The organism is Paenibacillus sp. BT-177, assembly GCF_025846815.2.
In the GTDB taxonomy this organism is placed as follows: domain Bacteria; phylum Bacillota; class Bacilli; order Paenibacillales; family Paenibacillaceae; genus Paenibacillus; species Paenibacillus polymyxa_C.
In genome coordinates this window covers 1-21,685 of sequence record NZ_JAOYTP010000001.1, presented here as the reverse complement: position 1 = coordinate 21,685, position 21,685 = coordinate 1, and the positions used below count along the sequence as shown (strand labels likewise).

Below are 21,685 nucleotides of genomic sequence, written 5' to 3'. Positions count from 1 at the left end.
TCAATGGTAGTAGGAGACGCTTCTCTGGATATTGACACATTGGTTATCGGTGCGGGTCCTGGCGGCTATGTAGCTGCCATCCGTGCCGCACAATTGGGACAAAGCGTATTGATCGTTGACAAATCTGAGCTGGGCGGTGTCTGCTTGAACCGTGGATGTATTCCATCCAAAGCTTTGATCTCTGCAGCTCATCAATACGAAGCAGCTAAACATGGCGAAACTTTCGGTATTACGGCTGAAAATGTAAAAGTAGATTTTGCAAAAACACAAGAATTCAAAAACGGTGTTGTTAAGAAAATGACTGGCGGCGTAAGCGGCTTGCTCAAAGGCAACAAAGTCGAAGTTTTCAACGGTGAGTGCATGTTCATCAACGAAAACGAAGCGCGTGTATTCAACGAACATGAATCACCACGTTACCGTTTTAAAAATGCAATTATCGCAACAGGCTCCCGTCCTATCGAATTGAAGCCATTCCCGTTTGGCGGACGCATTCTGTCTTCTACTGAAGCATTGAACCTGCCTGAAATTCCGAAAAGCCTGATCGTTATCGGTGGTGGATATATTGGTGCAGAGCTTGGACAAATGTATTCCAAATTCGGTTCCAAAGTAACGATTATTGAAGGTATGGATACTGTTCTTCCTGGCTTCGATAAAGATATGACTTCCATCGTTTCGAAAAGCATGAAGAAAACAGGTATCGAAATCTTCACTGGCGCTAAAGCGGAAAGTGCAGAACAAACTGATAAAGATGTAACAGTGAAATTCTCTGTTAATGGTGAAAGCAAAGAAGTAACTGCTGAGTACCTGCTTGTAACTGTTGGACGTCGTCCAAATACAGACGGTGAACTGGGTCTGGATTTGATCGGTGTAGAACTGGATGAACGCGGAATGGTGAAAGTTGACCACCAAGGACGCACAAGCATCCCTCACATCTTCGCAATCGGCGATATTGTTCCTGGTCTTGCTCTGGCTCACAAAGCTTCTTACGAAGGTAAAGTAGCTGCTGAAGTAATTGCTGGCCAACCATCTGTTGTAGACTATAAATGTATTCCGGCTGTTGTGTTCACAGATCCAGAATGCTCTAGCGTAGGCTACACAGAGACACAAGCTAAAGAAAAAGGCTATAATGTCAAAGTTGGCAAGTTCTCTTATGGAGCAAACGGTCGTGCCGTTTCCCTGAACGCTGCTGAAGGCTTTGTAAAAATCGTAGCTGACGCAGATACAGGTCTGGTACTGGGTACGCAAATCGTAGGTCTGGAAGCTTCCAACCTGATTGCTGAGCTGGGTCTGGCGATTGAAATGGGTGCTACACTCGAAGATATCTCCTTGACTATCCATGCTCACCCTACACTGGGCGAACTTGTGATGGAAGCTGCAGAAGTCGTAATGGGTCATCCGATCCACGCATTGGCGCCACGTCGCTAATTCCATTTCATTATCTTGTTTTTGGTTTTCATACATGAAAAAAGAGGCAAGGAGCGCTATATCTGCGCTCTTTGTCTCTTTTTTTCAAACTTTAAGATTATTGGACTATCATGAAAATTCACACAGCACATGGTCAAAAAAGTACCCTACATGATAAACTAAATATAGATTAATGGGGTAGATCGAGAATTTTAAAAATTAAAAATTGACGATGCTGTATTTTATTCATGCTCAAAGGAGAGAAACAACGTGCGCAACTACTTGGAATTGTTGGAGGATATTTTAGAGAACGGAGTGAAAAAAGAGGATCGGACAGGGACAGGAACATTATCTGTGTTCGGAAGGCAACTTCGTTTTGATCTGGCCAAGGGCTTCCCGTTGGTGACCACTAAAAGAGTACATTTGAAATCCGTTATACATGAACTGTTATGGTTTTTGCGAGGGGATACCAATATTGCTTATCTCAAGGAGAACGGAGTTAGCATTTGGGATGAATGGGCAGACGAGCAGGGGAATCTGGGACCTGTGTATGGATCGCAATGGCGCGCATGGGAAACACCGGACGGACAACATATTGATCAAATTGCGAATGTCATTGAGGCTATCAAAAACAATCCGGATTCACGTCGACATATCGTCAGTGCTTGGAATGTGGCTGAAATTGAATCGATGAAGTTGCCACCATGTCATTTTGTATTCCAGTTCTACGTAGCTGGAGGAAAGTTATCCTGTATGCTGACGATGCGTTCAGTGGATACATTCCTTGGACTGCCGTTCAACATCGCTAGTTATGCATTGCTGACGCATATGGTTGCACAGCAGTGCGGTTTGGAGCCTGGAGAGTTTATTTGGTCAGGCGGCGATGTGCATATTTATTCAAACCATATACAACAAGTGCATACGCAGTTGGAGCGTGATCCTTATCCCTTGCCACAGTTAAAAATCCTGCGCAAGCCGGAATCCATTTTTGATTACACTTACGAGGATTTTGTTTTTGAGAATTACGAGCATCACCCAGGGATCAAGGCGCCTGTCGCCATCTGATTAGAGGAGGTGGAAAGATGAGCATTTCGATGATATGGGCTATGGCACAAAATGGTGTGATTGGCCGGGATAACAGTCTTCCTTGGCGCCTTCCCAGAGACATGGCCTTCTTCAAAGAGCAGACGATTAATAAAACGGTACTCATGGGACGCAAAACGTGGGAATCCTTTGGCGGGAAAAGCCTACCAAACCGCCGCAACGTCGTTTTGACTCGAGATGAGCGCTATCAGGCGGAAGGTGCGGAAGTAATCCATACGCTGGAAGAAGGGCTCCAACTTGCCCAGAAAGAAGAGCTAATGGTCATTGGCGGAGCGGAGATTTATTCACTGTTTTGGCCACATGCTGATCGGCTGATTGTGACTCGAATTGAGGAGACCTTTGAAGGTGATACGACGTTTCCTGAGCTGGATTGGAGCGGCTGGACTATAGTCAGTGAGACGCCAGGTATCAAGGACGACAAAAACCTGTATGACTACCGTTTTGTTGTTTACGAGAGAACAGGATAACAATAGATGAACTCGACCTAGCTCATTTGAAAAATTAATAAACCATATAAAAAATCCTTTTGGCTGTAGATGCAGAAAGTTGCATAAGTTTTCATTACTTTTACGCTGTATTGTGATACAATAAATCAAATTCAACGAGAACAGACCCTTTCATAACACAAACAGACAAGTTCGAATTTGATTAGAATTCTGAATGGATGATCGGGGTTCATAAGCGAAGAGATGGGGGAACGTAACATGTCTACACCAACTGGATTTATGGAATACACACGACAACTTCCTACAGACCGGGACCCGGCAGAGCGTATAAAGGATTGGGAAGAATTCCATAAGCATATGTCTGAAGAAGAGCTGCGTACCCAAGGGGCACGTTGTATGGACTGCGGAACTCCTTATTGTCATACGGGGATGGATCTCATGGGAGCAACTTTAGGCTGCCCGGTTCATAATCTTATTCCGGAATGGAACAATCTCGTATATCGTGGTTTGTGGAAGGAAGCGTTAGATCGGCTGCACAAAACGAATAACTTCCCCGAATTTACGGGCCGTGTCTGTCCTGCGCCATGTGAAGGCTCATGTACTGTTGGCCTTATCGGGCAGTCTGTTACCATTAAGACAATTGAGGAAGCGATTATCGAAAAAGGTTTTGAAGAAGGCTGGGTTGTTCCTAACCCGCCGGAAAAACGTACAGGCAAACGAGTGGCTATTGTTGGCTCGGGTCCTGCGGGATTGGCTGCGGCAGCACAGCTTAACAAAGCAGGGCACAGCGTGACTGTGTATGAGCGTGCAGATCGTGTAGGTGGGTTGCTGATGTACGGAATCCCATCCATGAAGCTGGATAAGAGGGTTGTACAGCGTCGTGTAGACTTGCTGGAGGCTGAAGGTATTCAATTCATCACGAATACGGAAATTGGCAAGGATATCCCTACTGAACAGTTGGTTGCCGACTATGATGCGGTTGTGCTATGCGGTGGATCTACAAAGCCGAGAGAATTCAATATTGAAGGCAGTGATTTGAATGGCGTCCATTATGCTATGGATTATTTGAATGGCACCATCAAAAGTTATCTGGATTCCAACCTTGAAGATGGCAACTATTTGTCTTCCAAAGGTAAGGACGTTATTGTTATCGGTGGTGGTGATACAGGCTCGGACTGTGTAGCTACTTCTTTGCGGCATGGTTGCCGGAGTGTCACTCAATTTGGCACACACACCAAAGCTCCACTGGAACGTGATCCGATTGCCAATCCTTGGCCGCAGTTTCCGAATGTGTACTCTCTCGATTATGCACAGGAAGAAGCGAAAGCGTTGTTCGGGGAAGACCCGCGTGAGTTCTCCATCATGACAACCAAATTTGTGGGTGATGAGAATGGCAATCTGAAAGAACTGCACACCATTCAAATCCAACGTATTGTTGATGAAACTGGACGTAAAATCTATCAACCGATTCCAGGTACGGAACGTGTATTCCCAGCACAAATTGCACTGATTGCAATTGGGTTTGATGGGCCTGAGCAAACGATTGTGAAGGAAATCGGTTTGGAAACGGACCGTCGCTCCAACGTTAAGGCACGTTATGGGAAATATGTGACGAATGTGGATAAGGTGTTTGCTGCGGGTGACATGCGCCGCGGACAAAGTCTGGTTGTGTGGGCTATTAATGAAGGTCGAGAAGCAGCACGTGAAGTTGATAAATACCTCATGGGTACTACTGTTTTGGTGTAATTATAAATTTAATGTTACGAATCAAGTAAAGGCTCCATCTTAGGATGGGGCTTTATTTGTGTTTCAAGCATTGTCGCTAGTTGTTGAATCCAATTTTCTAGGAAGGTGTACAAAGGGTTGTAAATTTAATGTTATATAAAATGACTTTAAATTGAATTTTTAATCATGCGACTGTTATCTATAATGATCATAACATAAATAAGGAGGGTGTGTGTAGCCTTTTTAAAGAAAAATACTTTTATTTTACAAAACAATTAGATGAAAACTTAAATATATGTAATATAAATTAACATAAACATGACCCGCGTTTATTGCAGTTGCGTCGCCGGGGAATCGACACCATCGTCTTATGCGGCATCGCTACCGGGCTTGGCGTGGATACGACCGCGCGGGAAGCGTTTATGAATGGGTATCAGCTGATTTTGGCGATCGATGCCATGACCGGGTTTTCTCAAGCCGAGCACGATCACGTGAAAAATTTTATTTTTCCACGCATCGGGCGTGTTCGGACAACACAGGAAATCATTTCTGCCTTTGCTGAAGTTTGAACCCAAAGGAGATGTGCCCTTGGATTTATCAGGTTCCAGGGGTCGTTTTTTTATTTCAGGAGGTTGGTCTCTATGACCCAAAAGAGAAGTCCCAAGTCCGATAGGATGTACCCCTGGTATGTCTTATCTGTAACCAGTCTCGGAGCGTTCCTGGTTCTGGTCAATATCGGAACGCTTAATGTCGCATTGCCGGAATTAAGCCAGCAATTTCATGCGAATGCGGCAGCTTCCAGCTGGATTTTACTTTCCTATATGCTGGTAAACACTATCCTGATTTTAATCTTCGGACAAATTTCGGATATTTTCGGAAGAAGCCGAATGTATTTAATAGGAATGGCCATCTTTACCGTATCCAGTTTACTACTCGGTTATGCTTTTAATGTAGAGGTACTAATCCTTCTTCGGATCGTACAGGCTGCCGGAGGAGCGCTCGTAGTGACGAACACAACACCGCTGATTACCGATGCGTTTCCCCAATCGCAGCTGGGCACCGGTCTCGGTCTGAATTTATTGTCCGCTTCCGTCGCGCAGGTGCTTGGCCCGGTCGTCGGCGGCGTGGTCACGACCGCCTGAGGCTGGAGGTGGGTGTTCTGGTCTAATGTTCCCTTCGGGATCATTGCTCTCATCTGGGGGCTCTGGATTCTAAGGGTGAAGCCCCTAGCGCAGCTCCATAAAAAAGTGGACGGATATGGAGGCATCATGATCTTTGTCGCTTTAGCGGGTCTAATCATTGCTTTATCCAAGGGGGGAGAACTGGGCTGGGGAGACAAGCAGGTGATCGGAGGTTTTGCGATATTCGCCATATTTACTACTATATTTTTATGGCATGAGCATCGTTCAGCATCACCTCTACTAGATTTAAGCCTTTTTGAAAGCTGGACGTTCAGTATGGGGAACATCGCTACATTCTTTAATTCTTTTGCCCGTACGGCGGTTGCTCTGCTCTTCGCTCTCTATTACCAATTTGCCTTCCACCAAAACGCGCTTAATGCCGGTCTAAGGATCCTTCCAATTACGATAGGGATGTTGGTCATTTCTCCGATTGCTGGCATGTTGACTAAGAAGGCGGCCATTCGAGTTCTGGCCTCACTTGGAATTCTTATTTCTATAGCAGGACTACTACTACTCCTATTCGTGGTCGGTGGAAATTTCTCTTACGGGGTCACCGCTTGCGGCATGTTGTTAATCGGGGTCGGGACCGGTTTATTCCTTACCCCCAATACGACGGAGATCATGTCAAGCGTTCCGGAGCAAAGCCGCGGGGTGGCGAATGGACTGCGGTCCATGCTATATAACTTGGGTCAAGTGCTGAGTACGGCTCTTTCTTTAACCATCGTCGGCGCAGCGCTGCCAGCCCACCTGAAGAACGTGCTGTATTCCGGAAAGAACAATGTGATTTCTGCCGTTGATTTTGCTTTCGTCATTCACGGTTACCGCTGGGTCATCATCGCACTAATAGGGACTTCTCTACTCGCTCTTGCTGCCTCGTGGTTCCGTCCGCAACAGAAAAAAGCTTACGAAAGCTCTTCAGCGGCCTCTTGACTTTGACGCATTGATGCCGCGTCAATCCGTCCGATCCTCATCGATCGGTCCTGCGGCTGCCGCCATAACCCCAGCGCGTCCGGTAAGCCCAAACTTCTGGAGCTAGCGATATATATCCGGCGGGTAGTGGAGCGTTGACGATAATATTGCTTACCAACCTGTAACTAAAGAAGTTTTTATTAGAAGGATACCTTTTTACTTCTACAAACCCGATACACGCTCAAAAAATGTAGGTGGCTTCCTTGCTATAATACGTTGCTCTCATTTTAAGATTTCCAGCCTAATAAAAATTTCAAGTAAAGTAGAACTTATGACCTATTGGAATTATTTTCATATTATTGTATTATCATTGAGTGTAAACATGATCGATCAGGACTTTTTAAAAGAACACATAAAGGATAAATACGGATACGAAAGACTCATCACTTATTTCTCAAGACATGAAGTAATTGGGGAAGAAATTTTTCCGTATCTTGGTACTGCCATTCACTAAACGGACTGGTATATTTGCGTTTATGGGAGGATTTCACGGAATGTCGCTGGGGAGTCTGGCTGTTACCAGCAACATTCAGAAAAGATCTTCCTCCGGCATAGCATTATCCGATGTTACCTTTTTCCCATACTCCGAGAGTCCAATTGACTCATTCGATACTATTGAATACATGGAAGCCGTTCTAAACGACGGTCACTCGGGAATCGAAAAACCGGCGGCTATTATATTTGAAACCATTCAGGCGGAAGGCGGCGTAAATATAGCTTCACCCGAATGGATGCTCAGGCTGAGGGAACTTAGCGACAGACACGGTATTCTACTGATTTGCGATGACATTCAGGTTGGCTGCGGACGCACCGGACCGTTCTTTTCATTTGAACGTGCCGGGATGATCCCTGATATTGTACTGCTTTCCAAGTCAATCAGCGGGTATGGCCTTCCCATGTCTATTCTGCTGATGAAACCGGAACTTGATGTCTGGAAGCCTGGTGAGCATAACGGTACGTTCCGGGGAAACCAGCTTGCTTTCATTGGAGCTACAGCTGCGTTGGAATATTGGGAAATGAATAATTTGGAACAGTCTGTGAAATATAAGGAAGCATTTGTAAGAGAATATTTAACCAAGCAGATTTTGTCATTACATAAGGGCCTGACCATTCGGGGTGCAGGTTTGATTTGGGGTATTGATTTTTCCAATGTGGAGGATGAGCGAATCACGCAAAAAGTAGTAGAGGAATGTTACCAAAACGGTTTAATCATCGAAAGCGCAGGAAGAAAAGACAGTGTTATAAAACTTATGCCTCCGTTAACCATCGAGCTTGAACTTTTGCAGCAGGGTTGTTCAATTATCAGACAAGCTATTCAAGAGAATATAAATAAAGTATTGGAGGTCGAAAGTTATGGATAAAATCGCCATTATAGGAATAGGATGCCGTTTGCCAGGAGGAATAAGGGGGCCTGAGGAGTTCTGGGAAGCATTGACTGCGGGAAAAGATATGACTTCCGATTTACCCGAAGGCCGCTGGGATTTAGAAAAGTTTTATGATCCTGACAAATCAAAGCCAGGCAAGCATTACACCTGTCATGGTGGATTTTTAGATAAAATAGATGAGTTTGACCCTTTGTTTTTTGGTATTTCTCCAAGGGAAGCGGCCTTTCTTGATCCACAGCAAAGACTGATGCTGGAGACATCATGGGAAGCAATGGAAGATGGAGGCTTGGATCCGGCCAAGCTAGCAGGAACCAATACCGGTGTCTTTGTAGCGGGCTTCACCCTTGACTATCAAGCAATACAATTTAAAAACGAATCGGTTGAAAGTTTAGATACACATTCGGCAACGGGTATGATGATGACAATGTTGTCCAACAGGATTTCATATATATATGATTTCAGAGGTCCAAGTTTGTCTGTAGATACAGCGTGTTCGGGCTCTTTGGTTGCAACACACCTTGCATGCGGGAGTTTATTGAATAATGAATGTAATCTCGCAATAGCAGGCGGAGTAAGTGTTATAGCTACACCTGAGTATACCATAGCGGAAAGTAAGGGTGGTTTTTTATCTCCCGATGGACGGTGCAAAACTTTCGATTCCAGTGCAAACGGTTATGCAAGAGGAGAAGGAGCCGGCGTTGTGGTTTTAAAACGCCTGTCAGATGCTATCGAAGACGGAGATAGGATTTATGCCGTAATAAGTGGATCGGGTGTAAACCAGGACGGCCACACAGACGGGATTACTGTTCCAAACGGGCAGGCTCAGGAAAACTTAATGAAGGAGGTATACAAAAAGGCAGGAATATCACCTTCAGATATAACATATATTGAAGCTCACGGCACCGGCACTCCGGTTGGAGACCCTATTGAGGCTAATGCAATAGCACGAGTGGTTTCAACAGACAGGCCAAAAGATAAAAAGTGTATTGTCGGATCTGTTAAGACAAACATTGCCCACCTTGAGGCCGCTGCAGGAGTTGCCGCACTGATAAAAGCTTCACTAATCATAAAGCATAAGCAAATACCTCCACATCTGCACTTTAAGAATCCAAACCCTAAAATTCCCTTTGACGATTTATGTATACGAATTCCTCAGACCCTGGAGCCTTTGCCGCAACCCGCATTGGTTGGCATAAATTCATTCGGTTTTGGAGGAACAAATGCCCATATCCTCTTGGAGGAAGCTACAAATCTCCAAAAAGAGGGTACTCCTGAAGTTAATGTAAATACCGGATGGCCATATATGATTCCCATATCTGCGCGCTCAGAAAAGGCGCTAAAAAACTATGCGCAAAAGTATGTTGATTTTATTAATGGAAGTGGAGAAAGTATTTCTTTATATGATATTGGAAGCATGATGAGCAAAAAGCGCACCCATCATGACTATAGACTAGCGGTTTCGGCATCTTCAAAGGAAGAACTTGCAGGAAACCTGGAAGCGTATATTAAAGGACAAGCACGCCAGGGGATGTCTGCGGGAAATGTTGAGGCAGGAAAGTACAATAAAGCTGTTTTTGTATATACAGGTATGGGGCCCATATGGTGGGCTATGGGCAGACAGCTCCTTGAAAAAGACCCTGTGTTTAGAAATATGATAGAAAAATGCGATAAACTTACACGTCAGTATGCTGGATGGTCTCTACTGGAGGAACTTCTCGCCGATGAGGAGAATTCACGTCTGGACCAGCCCCAGTTTGCTCAACCTGCCAATTTTGCTGTTCAGGTGGGTTTGACTGAAGTATGGAAATCCTTGGGTATTATACCCCATGCGGTGGTAGGACACAGTGTTGGAGAAGTGGCTTCTACATATGTTGCAGGAATTTACAGCCTTGAAGATGCCATGTTGGTAAGTATTCACAGAAGCCGTGCCCAGCAAAAAGCAGTAAACAAGGGCACAATGCTGGCGGTAGGTTTACCAGAAAAAGAAGTTGTGGCCCTGCTGGATGAGAACATAAAAGGTGTTTCAATGGCAGCAATCAATAGCCCAAATTCGGTAACTTTGTCAGGTGATCCTGATGCCCTTGAGCAGATCCAAAAACAGTTGCAGGATAAGGGGGCTTTTGCGCGGCTTTTAAAGGTCAATGTAGCGTATCACAGTTACCAAATGGAACCATATGAGCAGGAGCTATTGGAGGCATTAAAAGGAATAAAGTCCCAGCCTGCCGGGATACCGATATATTCCACGGTTACAGGGAAAATGCTGACGGGTACAGAGTGTGATGGACATTACTGGTATAAAAATGTAAGAGAGCCGGTACGTTTTGAAGCAGCAATGTATGAAATGATTTCGTTGAATTATAACTTATTTATTGAGGTGGGCCCTCACCCTGTTTTAGCAGCTTCTATTTCTGATTGTCTGTCAGCTAAAAACGTTGAAGGTAAGAAGTTGTTCTCTATAAAAAGAAATGAAAACGAACAGGTTTCAATACTGGAGAACTTAGGGAATCTATATGCACTGGGATACCCTATAGATTGGAACAAGATTTACCGGTACCAAGGTGAGTTTGTAAGTCTCCCTCTTTATCCATGGCAATGGGATAAATACTGGATGGAAACGCAGGAATCAAGTGAATTTAGGCAGGGAAAAAATAAGCACAAGTTTTTAGGACGCCGTTTGAAAACTTCCAGCCCTATATGGGAGATTGAACTTAATACTACCTATATGACGTATCTTTCTGATCATAAAATACAAGGTATAGAAGTTTTCCCCGGAGCAGGGTATGTAGAGCTGGGAATGGCTTGTGCCAGAAGCTATTTTGGAGAGGGTTTTTATACAGTTGAAGATATAAAGTTTGAAAATGCTTTATTTTTAAATCAAGGAGTATCACCTGTGGTGCAGGTGGTTTTGGATCCAAAAACCGCAAAATTCGAGATTTCAAGCAGGATACCGGGACAAGATAAGACTTGGACATGCAATGCATCCGGCACAATAAGAAAACGGCAAAACATAAAGATCACTGCTAAAGATGAGTTGATTCAAATACTTGGCAATTGTACCAAAGAATACGGAAAAGAAGTATGTTATAAAACCTTCTATCAAATGGGTTTCCATTATGGTCCTTATTTCCAAGGTATAGACAAGATATGGAAAGGTGATAACGAAGCTCTTGGCAGGATCGAGATCCCTAAAATACTGGAGATTGATAGCTCTATCTACGGTCTTCACCCGGCGGTATTGGACGCCTGTTTCCAGGTTACCATTGCGGCAGTTGCACCACTTAATGAAGATGAAAATAACGAAGGCCAATCATTCCTACCTGTAGGAATAGACAGGGTGCAGCTTTATGGAAGGCCGGAGCCTGTCATGCTTTGTCATACGCAGATGGTAGATAGGAAAGATAATAATTTGAACGCCAACATCCGTCTATATAGTGAGGACGGAAATCTAATCGCCGAAATACTGGGTATAAGAACTAAGGAACTTGGAAATAGTGGAGGGTCTGATGCTGGAAGAGTTAAGGATTATCTTTATGAGATAAACTGGGAGCTTCTAAAAAGTGAAGAAGTTGATACCCGCACAGCTGCTGCTAACTCTGGAGCATGGCTTATTTTTGTGGATCATAAAGCAGCAGGAAAAGAACTGGCAAATCTCCTTGAAAAAAGGGGAGAAGAATGCTTTATGGTATATCCTGGTGAGAATTTTGGTTGGCAGTATGAAGAGCGTGAGATATATATAAACCCTCGAAGCATTGAGGATCTTAGAGCGTTGTTTGATGAATTCTCAAAAATTAAAACGAAGCTAACAGGTATTGTATATATGTGGAGCCTCAATATCCTTGAGATCCAGGAAGTTAGCAATACAGCTATAGAAAAAGCTTGTTTTGAAAACCTGTTTGTATTAAAACACCTGGTACAAGCAACCACAAATCTGGGATTAAATTTTAAGCTGTGGGTTATTACAAGAGGAGCCCAAATGATCAACAGGGCTACTCCAAATTCTGCATTCTTACAGTCGTTGGTATGGGGCCTTGGCACCGTCATAGGTTACCATGAGTTGCCTTCAAATTGGGGAGGCCTTGTAGACCTTGACATAGAGGCCAATGCGGGTGAAATGGAAATGCTGTTAAAAGAAGTCTTAGGTAATGGAGAGAACCAAATTGCTTTCCGTAATGGGAATAGACTTGCAGCAAGAATCGATAAACTGCGGATTGATATGCAGCATCAAGTACCCGTACATCTTCGCCCCGATGGAAGTTATGTTATTACAGGTGCTTTTGGTGGCATAGGTATGATTACAGCCCAGTGGATGGTTGCCAAGGGAGCAAGACATCTGGTACTGCTTGGACGCGGAGAATTTCCAAAACGTTCTGAATGGAACAATGTAGAGCCAGGCAGCAGCCTTGCAGAGAGGATTGAGTTTGTTCGTAAGCTGGAGTCCCAGGGGGCAACAGTATATATTGGATCAGTGGATGTAACTGATAAGGAAAAGCTTGCTGGATTTTTTAAAGATTTTGATAAGGAAGAAAGGCCTCCTATTCGAGGTGTTGTACATTCTGCTGGTATTACGGATGATCAATTTCTTGAGGTTAGTAAAGATGAGACTTTTTATAGGGTCCTTTCGCCTAAGGTAAATGGTGCATGGAACCTTCACCGTATGACAGAGGGACGGCCTATTGACTTCTTTATTTTATTTTCTTCAGTTGCTTCTGTATTTGGTTCACCAGGCCAGGGAGCATATGCAACTGGGAATGCCTTTTTGGACTCACTTGCACATTACCGTTTATCGAGAGGACTTCCTGCACTGAGTATCAATTGGGGACCATGGTCAGAGGTTGGAATGGCTGCAAGGTTTATGGAACGTGATCCGGAGTATTATATACAAAAATCCATAGAATCTGTAACGGTAGAAAAGGGAATTAGGGCTATGGAGCACCTTGTTGGAGAAGCTGTTGCACAGTCTGTGGTTCTACCTATACTCTCGTGGCAAACGTTTGGGGAAAAATGGTTCTCACCCATGAGTTCTCCACATGTGCTTAAAACTCTTTTGCAAGATGAGTCAGGACAACAAGAGAATATAAATAAATCAAAGGTGGATGTTGATATCCTGGAGGATATTATTTCATCTCCAGTACAGAGCAGGCAGAATATCGTTGAAATGCATATTAAAACAATAGTAGCGAAGGTTTTGCGTTATAATCCTGAGGATCTAAGTACCAAACAACCACTAACTGTTTTTGGGATGGATTCATTAATGGCCACCGAAATAAAAAACAGGATGGAGGTTGCCTTTAAAACACCTGTTTCCATAGTAGAACTTCTTAAGGGTTCCAGCATATACGATCTTTCCGAGCGAATGATATCAAAGCTATACGAATCGGGAAAGATTTCAGAACAGGATTCCCTAAATATGGGTAAGGCTGAGCTTGAAAGAATACCTAAAGTTTCTGAAAAAGAGTACTATGAAACCTCATCTGCACAAAAGATGATGTATATCATTAATAATCTTGAGGGTAACAACATTGGGTATAACATACCTGTGGGAATTTTATTTGAAGGTGGGATTGAAAGGGTTGCCCTTGGGGAAGCATTAAAAACATTGATACAAAGGCATGAAGCATTTAGGACATCCTTTGAGATGATTGATGGGGAGCTTGTGCAAAGGATACAAGATGAAGTTGATTTTACTATAGAATATTTTGAGTCTGAGGAAGACGGAGTAGAGAAAATAATCGATGAATTTGTAAGACCGTTCGATTTAAGCAAAGCACCCTTAATAAGAGTAGGTCTTATAGAAATCCATGCTAGCAGGCAAATACTTTTGCTTGATGTACATCATATAGTCTCGGATGGAACTTCAATAATCAGGACTTTTGATGAAATAGTTTCTATATTAAGTGGTGGAAGCCTTCCGGCAATGGAGGTGCAATATAAGGATTTTGCCCAGTGGCAGAATGGCTTGTTTAGCACTGAGGTTTACAAAAAGCAGGAAGAATACTGGCTTAATAGGTTCAAGGGTGAAATTCCTATCCTTGATATGCCTACAGATTATCCTAGGCCTGTCCTTCAAAGCTTTGAAGGAAATAGGTTGCTATTTGATTTAGACAGTCATTTGATGGATAAATTAAATGTACTTTCCTCCCAAACAGGAGCCACCGTGTATATGATACTTCTTGCGGCATTAAATACACTAATGTATAAATACTCAGGACAGGAAGACATAATTATTGGTACTCCTATAGCGGCAAGAACTCATTTTGATACTGAAAGAATACTGGGGATGTTTATAAATACCCTGGCATTAAGGAATTTCCCAGAGGGAAATAAGGCCTTTACTGAGTTCTTGGAAGAAGTAAAAGAAAGCTCCTTAGAAGCATATGAAAATCAGGAATACAGGTTTGATCAGTTTGTGACAAAACTTAACGTAAAGAGAGATTCAAGCAGAAATCCTTTATTTACTGTTATGTTTAATATTGTTCCTTCTGATGAGCATATTATGGAACATCGTGGTGAATTAAAGTATTCCAAATATCCGGTTGAAAGTAAAACATCAAAATTTGACCTAACATTCCAGTTGATACCAGATGGTCATAATATAATATTATGGATGGAATATGCTACACGTCTGTTTAAGAAGGAGACGGTAGAAAGGCTTGTTCAGCATTACTTTAATATCCTTGAAGAGATAACCTCAAACCCTGAAAAAAAACTATCAGAAATCAATATGTTATCCCAAGAAGAAAAGGAGCGAATAATATACGGCTTTAACGATACGAAGGTTGAATTTGAACATCACCTGACGGTACACCACCTGTTTGAGCAGCAGACGAAAGTACGTCCAGACAATATAGCAGTAGCGTATGAAGGCCGTAGATTTACATATGGCCAGATCAACCAAAGGGCAAACAGGATAGCAAGGTACATGCTAAAGGCTGGCACTGGTAGAGAAGAAGCCGTAGTTGTCATGCTGGAGAGGGGCCCCTTATTTGTAGAATCGGTACTTGGTATATGGAAAGCAGGGGGGGCTTACATACCTGTAAATCCAAAATACCCTACACAAAGGGTGCTTGATATATTTAAGGAATCTAAAGCTGCCTATGTGTTGACCTTATCAGATTATGTGACCCAGCAGCTTAGTGAGAACTATAAAGGCCGAATTATATACCTTGACCAGTGTGAAAAAGAGATTGAGGCTGAAAGTGGCGAAAACCTAGATCTAGATATAGACATAAATAGTTTGGCCTATGTTATATATACATCTGGTTCAACTGGTGTACCAAAGGGAGCTATGATAGAGCATCTTGGCATGATAAACCACATCCATGCGGAAATAAAGGAACTTTGTATAACTAACAACAGCATAATATCCCAGAACTCGCCTCAATACTTTGATGTATCTGTATGGCAGTTCTTTGCAGCCCTAACCATAGGAGCTCAAATTATCATCTATCCAGATGAAATAGTAAAGGATGTTGCAAGGTTTACGAATCGGATCATAGAAGATGGCATAACGGTCCTTGAGGTGGTACCTTCATACCTTGCTTTAATGCTTGAGTATGTGGAAAATACAGGGAATAAACCGGAAAAACTTCATTACTTGCTGATAACGGGAGAAACCGTAAAATCCGGCATAGTAAGGAAATGGTTTGACCTATGTCCAAATACTAAAGTAGTTAATGCCTACGGACCTGCAGAGGCAGCGGACGATATTACTCTATATACTATGGAAGCTGCTCATGAAGGAGAGAACATTCCTGTAGGCAAGCCTATACAAAATATGAATCTATATATAACAGATAAAAACATGAACCTGTGCCCTATCGGAGTAAAAGGAGAGATCTGCGTCTCTGGAACAGGTGTAGGAAGGGGTTATTTAAATGACCCTGAAAAAACAGCCCATGTATTCCTTGAAGATCCTTTCAGAGAAGAAAAGGGGATAAGGCTGTACAAAACAGGAGACCTGGGAAGATGGCTGCCTGACGGGAATATCGAATTCCTGGGCAGAATAGACCATCAGGTTAAGATCCGCGGATACCGAATAGAGCTTGGAGAAATAGAAGCTCAGCTTCTAAAACATTCTTCAATAAAAGAAGTTGTGGCAGCAACAAGGGAAGACCCCCAAGGGAACAAGTACATCTGTGCATATATAGTTGGAGAAAGTGAATTGACAATACCGGAATTAAGGGAGTATCTCTCCAAAGATCTGCCAGACTACATGATCCCTTCATATTTTGTACAGTTGGAAAAACTGCCTTTATCAGCGAATGGCAAGGTAGATAGAAATGCCCTGCCTGCCCCTGATGGAAATATTAATACAGGGGTAGACTATGCTGCACCATTCGGTGAAATTGAGGAGAAGCTTGTACTGATATGGAGCCAAATCCTTGGAGTCCAGAAGATTGGAGTAAATGATAACTTCTTTGAATTAGGAGGAGACTCATTAAAGGCAACCAATCTTGTATCAAGGGTTCATAAAGAATTTGACATAGAATTTGCATTAAAAGAAGTGTTTATGGGTCCTACAATTTCGGCAATAGCAAAAAGTATTAAAAATAGACTTAACGATACAGTGGAAATCGAAGAAATTTTAAGCATGATTGAAAATCTATAAATAGGAATTAAAAGAGATGAAATAGAGAAGAGGGACGAAGTTATGGATAATTTGATGAAAAGAATAGAATCTCTTTCTCCAGAAAAAAGAAAGCTATTTGAGACGATGCTAAAAGAAAAAGGAAAAGATGTTTCAAAATATACGCCAAATGCCTTTTCTGGAATACCTTCTGCCAGAGAGCAGGAATTTTACCCTATGTCATCTGCCCAGAAAAGGCTGTATATACTAAACGAGCTTGAAGGAGCAGGTACTGCATATAACATGCCAGGCGTCGTACTGCTGGAAGGAAACATTGATGCAGTACGCTTCGAACAGGCATTCAAGGAGCTAGTAAAAAGACATGAGGCTCTGCGCACATCATTTCATATGGTTGAGGGTGAACCAGTACAAAAGGTTCATGATTACGTGGATTTCAGTATTACGTACCTGGAACTGGATGAAGAAAAAGCAGCAGAAATAGTCAAAGAATTCATAACGCCCTTTGATCTTAGCCAAGTTCCATTACTGAGAGTAGGACTTGTAAAAACGAACGAAGACAGGCGTGTTATGATGTTTGACATGCACCACATAGTATCAGATGGTATATCAGTCAATATACTTATGAGTGAGTTTTTGGATTTGTACCAAGGGAAGACCCTTTTGCCACTACGGATACAGTACAAGGATTTTTCTGTATGGCAGAAGGAGATGTTTGCCGGAGACTCAATAAAGAAGCAGGAAGAATACTGGCTCCAGACATTTAAGGGTGATATACCGGTACTGGATATGCCTACTGACTATCCAAGACCGGCGGTACAAAGTTTTGAAGGAGATGCTGTAAGCTTTGAAATAAACCCTGAACTTTCAGTCAAACTAAATAAGCTTGCAACAGATAATGGAGCTACCTTATACATGGTACTGATGGCTGCATATAACGTACTCCTGTCCAGATACACTGGACAGGAAGACATCATAGTTGGAAGTCCTGTAGCCGGAAGGCCCCATGCTGACCTGCAGGGTATCATTGGTATGTTTATAAATACCTTGGCCATAAGGAACTATCCTGAGGGAGAAAAGACCTTCGTCCAATTCTTGCAGGAAGTAAGGGAAAATGCGTTTTTGGCTTTTGAAAATCAGAACTACCAGTTTGAAGAACTTGTAGAAAAACTTAATCTCATGAGGGACATGAGCAGGAATCCTCTTTTTGACACTATGTTTGCACTGCGCACTTCAAACAAGACAGAATTTGCAGCATCGGGTATAAACTTCAAACAATACAACAACTGGCTGGAAGGCAGAAAGGCAAAATTTGACCTTATGCTTGAAGTGGTAGAGGGTCAAGAAGGTATAACATTTAACCTTGAATATTGTACCAGGCTGTTTAAGAAGGAGACAATAAAAAGGTTTGGAACCCATTACATAACCGTTCTTGAAGAGATAACGGTATGCCCTGAAAAAAGGTTGTGGGAAATTGATGTACTGTTACAGGAAGAAAAACAGCAAATCCTATATACCTTTAACGCTACAGAGGCACAGTATCCTAAAAACAAGACTATCCATCAGCTTTTTGAAGAGCAGGCAGAGAAGAACCCTGATCATGTAGCTGTGGTATTTGAGGGTAAAAAGCTTACATATAGTGAACTCAATAAAAAATCAAATGGGTTGGCCCATGTATTAAGGGCTAAAGGAGTCAAACCGGACAGTATCGTAGGTATTCTGGCAGAACGCTCACTTGAGATGATAGTAGCAATCCTAGGGGTATTAAAAGCAGGAGGGGCATATCTTCCCATAGATCCAGATTATCCTGAGGAAAGAATAAGTCATATGCTGGAAGACAGCCGGGCAGTGATCCTGTTGACCCAATCACATTTTATAGACAAATATACATCAATAGGTACAGTAATAAATTTAGAAGATGAGCAGGAATATTCAGATGAACAATATAACTTATCGGTGGTAAATAAACCTTCCGATCTAGCTTACTTAATATATACCTCAGGCTCTACAGGTAAACCCAAAGGGGCAATGATAGAGCATAGAAACATAGTAAGGCTGTTATTTAACAGTAAAATGCAGTTTGATTTTAACGAAAATGATGTATGGACTATGTTTCATTCTATGAGTTTCGATTTTTCCGTATGGGAGATGTACGGGGCGTTGTTATATGGGGGCAGATTGGTGGTAGTTCCTAAAATGACAGCACGCAGCAATGTAGAGTATCTGAGACTTCTAAGGAATGAGAAGGTGACCGTATTAAATCAGACACCTTCAGCCTTCTATAATATAGCCAATGAAGAAGTATCATATGAAGAAAAAGAACTTAAGATAAGATATGTCATATTCGGAGGGGAAGCATTAAAGCCTGCATTGTTGAAGGAATGGAGAAAGAAGTACCCGCAGACTAGACTCATCAATATGTATGGAATAACCGAGACAACAGTGCATGTCACATATAAAGAGATAGAAGAGGAAGAAATTAGATCTAATGTGAGCAGCATAGGAAGGCCTATACCAACCCTTACAACATATGTAATGGATAAGAACATGAAAGTTGTTCCCATTGGAGTAGCCGGAGAGCTTTGTGTAGGAGGAGACGGAGTTTGCAGAGGATATCTTGGAAGACCGGAGCTTACAAAGGAAAAGTTCGTTCAAAATCCGTACAAGCCGGAAGAGAGGTTATATAAATCTGGAGACCTGGTCCGGTTATTATCTGATGGAGAAATGGAATACCTGGGTAGAATAGACCACCAGGTAAAGATAAGAGGCTTTAGGATAGAGCTTGGTGAAATAGAAGCACAACTGCTAAAGCATCCTTCAATTGAGGAATCTTTGGTGATTGCAAAGGAAGACCATCAGGGCAGTAAATACCTGTGTGCATATATAGCGGGAGAAAATGAGCTGACAATATCAGAACTAAGGGAGCATCTCTTAAAAGAACTGCCCGAATACATGGTACCATCATACTTTGTGCAGCTTGAAAAAATGCCATTGACAGCTAATGGCAAGATAGACAGGAAGGCATTGCCTGAACCCGAAGGTAATATAAATACGGGAATAGAGTATGAAGCGCCTATAGGCGAATTTGAAGAGAAGCTTGCACTGATTTGGCAAGACATCCTTGGAATTAAGAAGATAGGAAGAAATGACAACTTCTTTATGTTAGGTGGACACTCTTTAAAGGCTACAAGCCTTGTAGCGAGAATTCACAAAGAGTTCAATATAGACATGCCTCTTAAGGAAATATTTAAGGCTCCAATTATAGCGGAAATAGCAAGGTATATGAAGGAAGCAAAGGAGAGTATATATCAATCCATCCAAACTGCTAAAGAGATGGAATACTACCCTATGTCATCAGCCCAAAGAAGGCTGTATATATTAAATCAGTTTGAAGGAGCAGGGACAGCATACAATATGCCAGGCAGCTTGCTGGTTGAAGGCAGTATTGATCTGGAGCTTTTTCAGAAGACCTTCCAACAGCTTATAAATAGGCATGAGACCCTTCGAACATCTTTCCATTTCATAGAGGGTGAACCCGTCCAGAAGATCAATGATCCTGTGGGTTTTAGTGTAGTGTATCTAGAATCTGACGAAGAAAAAGTGGGGGAAATCGTAAAAGAATTTATAAAGCCGTTTGATCTTGGAATTGCTCCGCTGCTAAGAGTAGGCCTTGTGAAAACGGGAAAAGACAAGCATGTCATGATGTTTGACATGCACCATATCATATCTGACGGTACGTCCATGGATATACTGGTACATGAGTTCATGGATATGTATGGAGGAAATAACCCTTCTTCCCTCCGTATACAGTACAAGGACTATTCTGTTTGGCAGAAGGAACTATTTGCTGGGGACAAAATAAAGAAGCAGGAGGAATACTGGCTCCAGGAATTTAATGGAGAAATTCCTGTGCTGAATATGCCAGTAGATTACCAAAGGCCTGCGGTTCAAAGCTTTGACGGAGGTTTTATCCGTTTTGAAGCAGGCAGTGAGCTTACGGGAAAACTTATTAAGCTTGCAAGGGATAATGGGGCTACTCTTTACATGACATTGCTTGCTTCATACAACATACTGCTGTCTAAGTATACGGGGCAGGAAGATATTATAGTGGGAAGCCCTATAGCTGGAAGACCTCATACAGATTTACAAGACATAATAGGTATGTTTGTAAATACTTTAGCCATGAGGAACTATCCCCAGGGAGAAAAGACCTTTGCTGAGTTTCTAAAGGAAGTAAGGGAAAACTCTATAAGGGCTTATGAAAATCAGGACTACCAGTTTGAAGAACTGGTGGAAAAGCTTAATGTAAAGAGGGATATGAGCAGGAATCCTCTTTTTGATACTATGTTTGTATTGCAAAATACCGGCTCATCAGAATTGAAGATAGATAGGCTTAAGTTTATACCCTATACAAATGAATTTAGAATATCCAAATTTGACTTGACATTAAATGCTCGGGAAACCCAGGAAGGTATTGCATTTGATTTGGAATATGCCACAAGGCTGTTCAAGAAAGAGACTGTAGAAAGGTTTGCAGCCCATTACCTTAATGTTCTGGAAGAGATAACGGTTTATCCTGGAAAAAGGTTGTCAGAAATTGATATGCTTTCACAGGAAGAAAAGCAGAAAATACTATATGACTTTAACGATACAAAGGTCCGGTATCCTAAGGATAAGACTATACATCAACTGTTTGAAGAGCAGGTAGAAAAGACACCCAATAATATTGCTGTAGTGTTTGAAGATAAACAGCTGACTTATAAGGAAGTAAACGAAAAGGCAAACCAACTGGCCAGAAAATTAAGAGAAAAGGGAATAAAACCTGATAGTGTAGTGGGAATTATGGTAGAACGTTCCCCGGAAATGATCATAGGGATCATGGCTGTC

General features: G+C 42.3%; 6 protein-coding genes and 3 pseudogenes. All 9 read left to right on the top strand.

Going from position 1 to position 21,685, the window contains the following annotated elements; all coding sequences use genetic code 11:
* Positions 1-3 precede the first annotated feature (3 nt).
* Complete coding sequence (lpdA, locus tag OIU26_RS00045) at positions 4-1,425, top strand: dihydrolipoyl dehydrogenase (protein WP_013371454.1); 1,422 nt, start codon at positions 4-6, stop codon at positions 1,423-1,425.
* Between the two features lie 249 nt (positions 1,426-1,674).
* On the top strand, positions 1,675-2,469 hold the full coding sequence (gene thyA, locus OIU26_RS00040; protein ID WP_013371453.1) for a thymidylate synthase: 795 nt from the start codon (positions 1,675-1,677) through the stop codon (positions 2,467-2,469).
* Positions 2,470-2,486: 17 nt separating this feature from the next.
* Positions 2,487-2,975, top strand: coding sequence for a dihydrofolate reductase (locus tag OIU26_RS00035; RefSeq protein ID WP_013371452.1), 489 nt, complete (start codon positions 2,487-2,489; stop codon positions 2,973-2,975).
* A 237-nt stretch (positions 2,976-3,212) separates the two neighbouring features.
* Positions 3,213-4,700: a glutamate synthase subunit beta gene (locus tag OIU26_RS00030; RefSeq protein WP_264215594.1), complete on the top strand. Its 1,488-nt coding sequence runs from the start codon at positions 3,213-3,215 to the stop codon at positions 4,698-4,700.
* Between the two features lie 311 nt (positions 4,701-5,011).
* Positions 5,012-5,248 (top strand): annotated as a pseudogene (locus tag OIU26_RS00025) (isochorismatase family protein); the annotation flags it as partial.
* Between the two features lie 72 nt (positions 5,249-5,320).
* A pseudogene (locus OIU26_RS00020) lies at positions 5,321-6,790 on the top strand (MFS transporter).
* A gap of 491 nt (positions 6,791-7,281) precedes the next feature.
* A pseudogene (locus OIU26_RS00015) lies at positions 7,282-8,190 on the top strand (aminotransferase class III-fold pyridoxal phosphate-dependent enzyme); the annotation flags it as partial.
* Positions 8,183-16,822, top strand: coding sequence for a non-ribosomal peptide synthetase/type I polyketide synthase (locus OIU26_RS00010; protein ID WP_264215593.1), 8,640 nt, complete (start codon positions 8,183-8,185; stop codon positions 16,820-16,822). The pseudogene OIU26_RS00015 and the gene OIU26_RS00010, both read left to right, overlap by 8 nt.
* 42 nt (positions 16,823-16,864) lie before the next feature.
* Positions 16,865-21,685 (top strand): non-ribosomal peptide synthetase (locus OIU26_RS00005; RefSeq protein ID WP_264215592.1); only part of this gene is annotated, 4,821 nt, incomplete at its 3' end.

Bases quoted from the DNA above. Each gene is read 5' to 3' on its own strand.
- lpdA (WP_013371454.1), top strand. From the start codon at position 4: ATGGTAGTAGGAGACGCTTCTCTGGATATTGACACATTGGTTATCGGT.
- OIU26_RS00035 (WP_013371452.1), top strand. From the start codon at position 2,487: ATGAGCATTTCGATGATATGGGCTATGGCACAAAATGGTGTGATTGGC.
- OIU26_RS00030 (WP_264215594.1), top strand. From the start codon at position 3,213: ATGTCTACACCAACTGGATTTATGGAATACACACGACAACTTCCTACA.
- OIU26_RS00010 (WP_264215593.1), top strand. From the start codon at position 8,183: ATGGATAAAATCGCCATTATAGGAATAGGATGCCGTTTGCCAGGAGGA.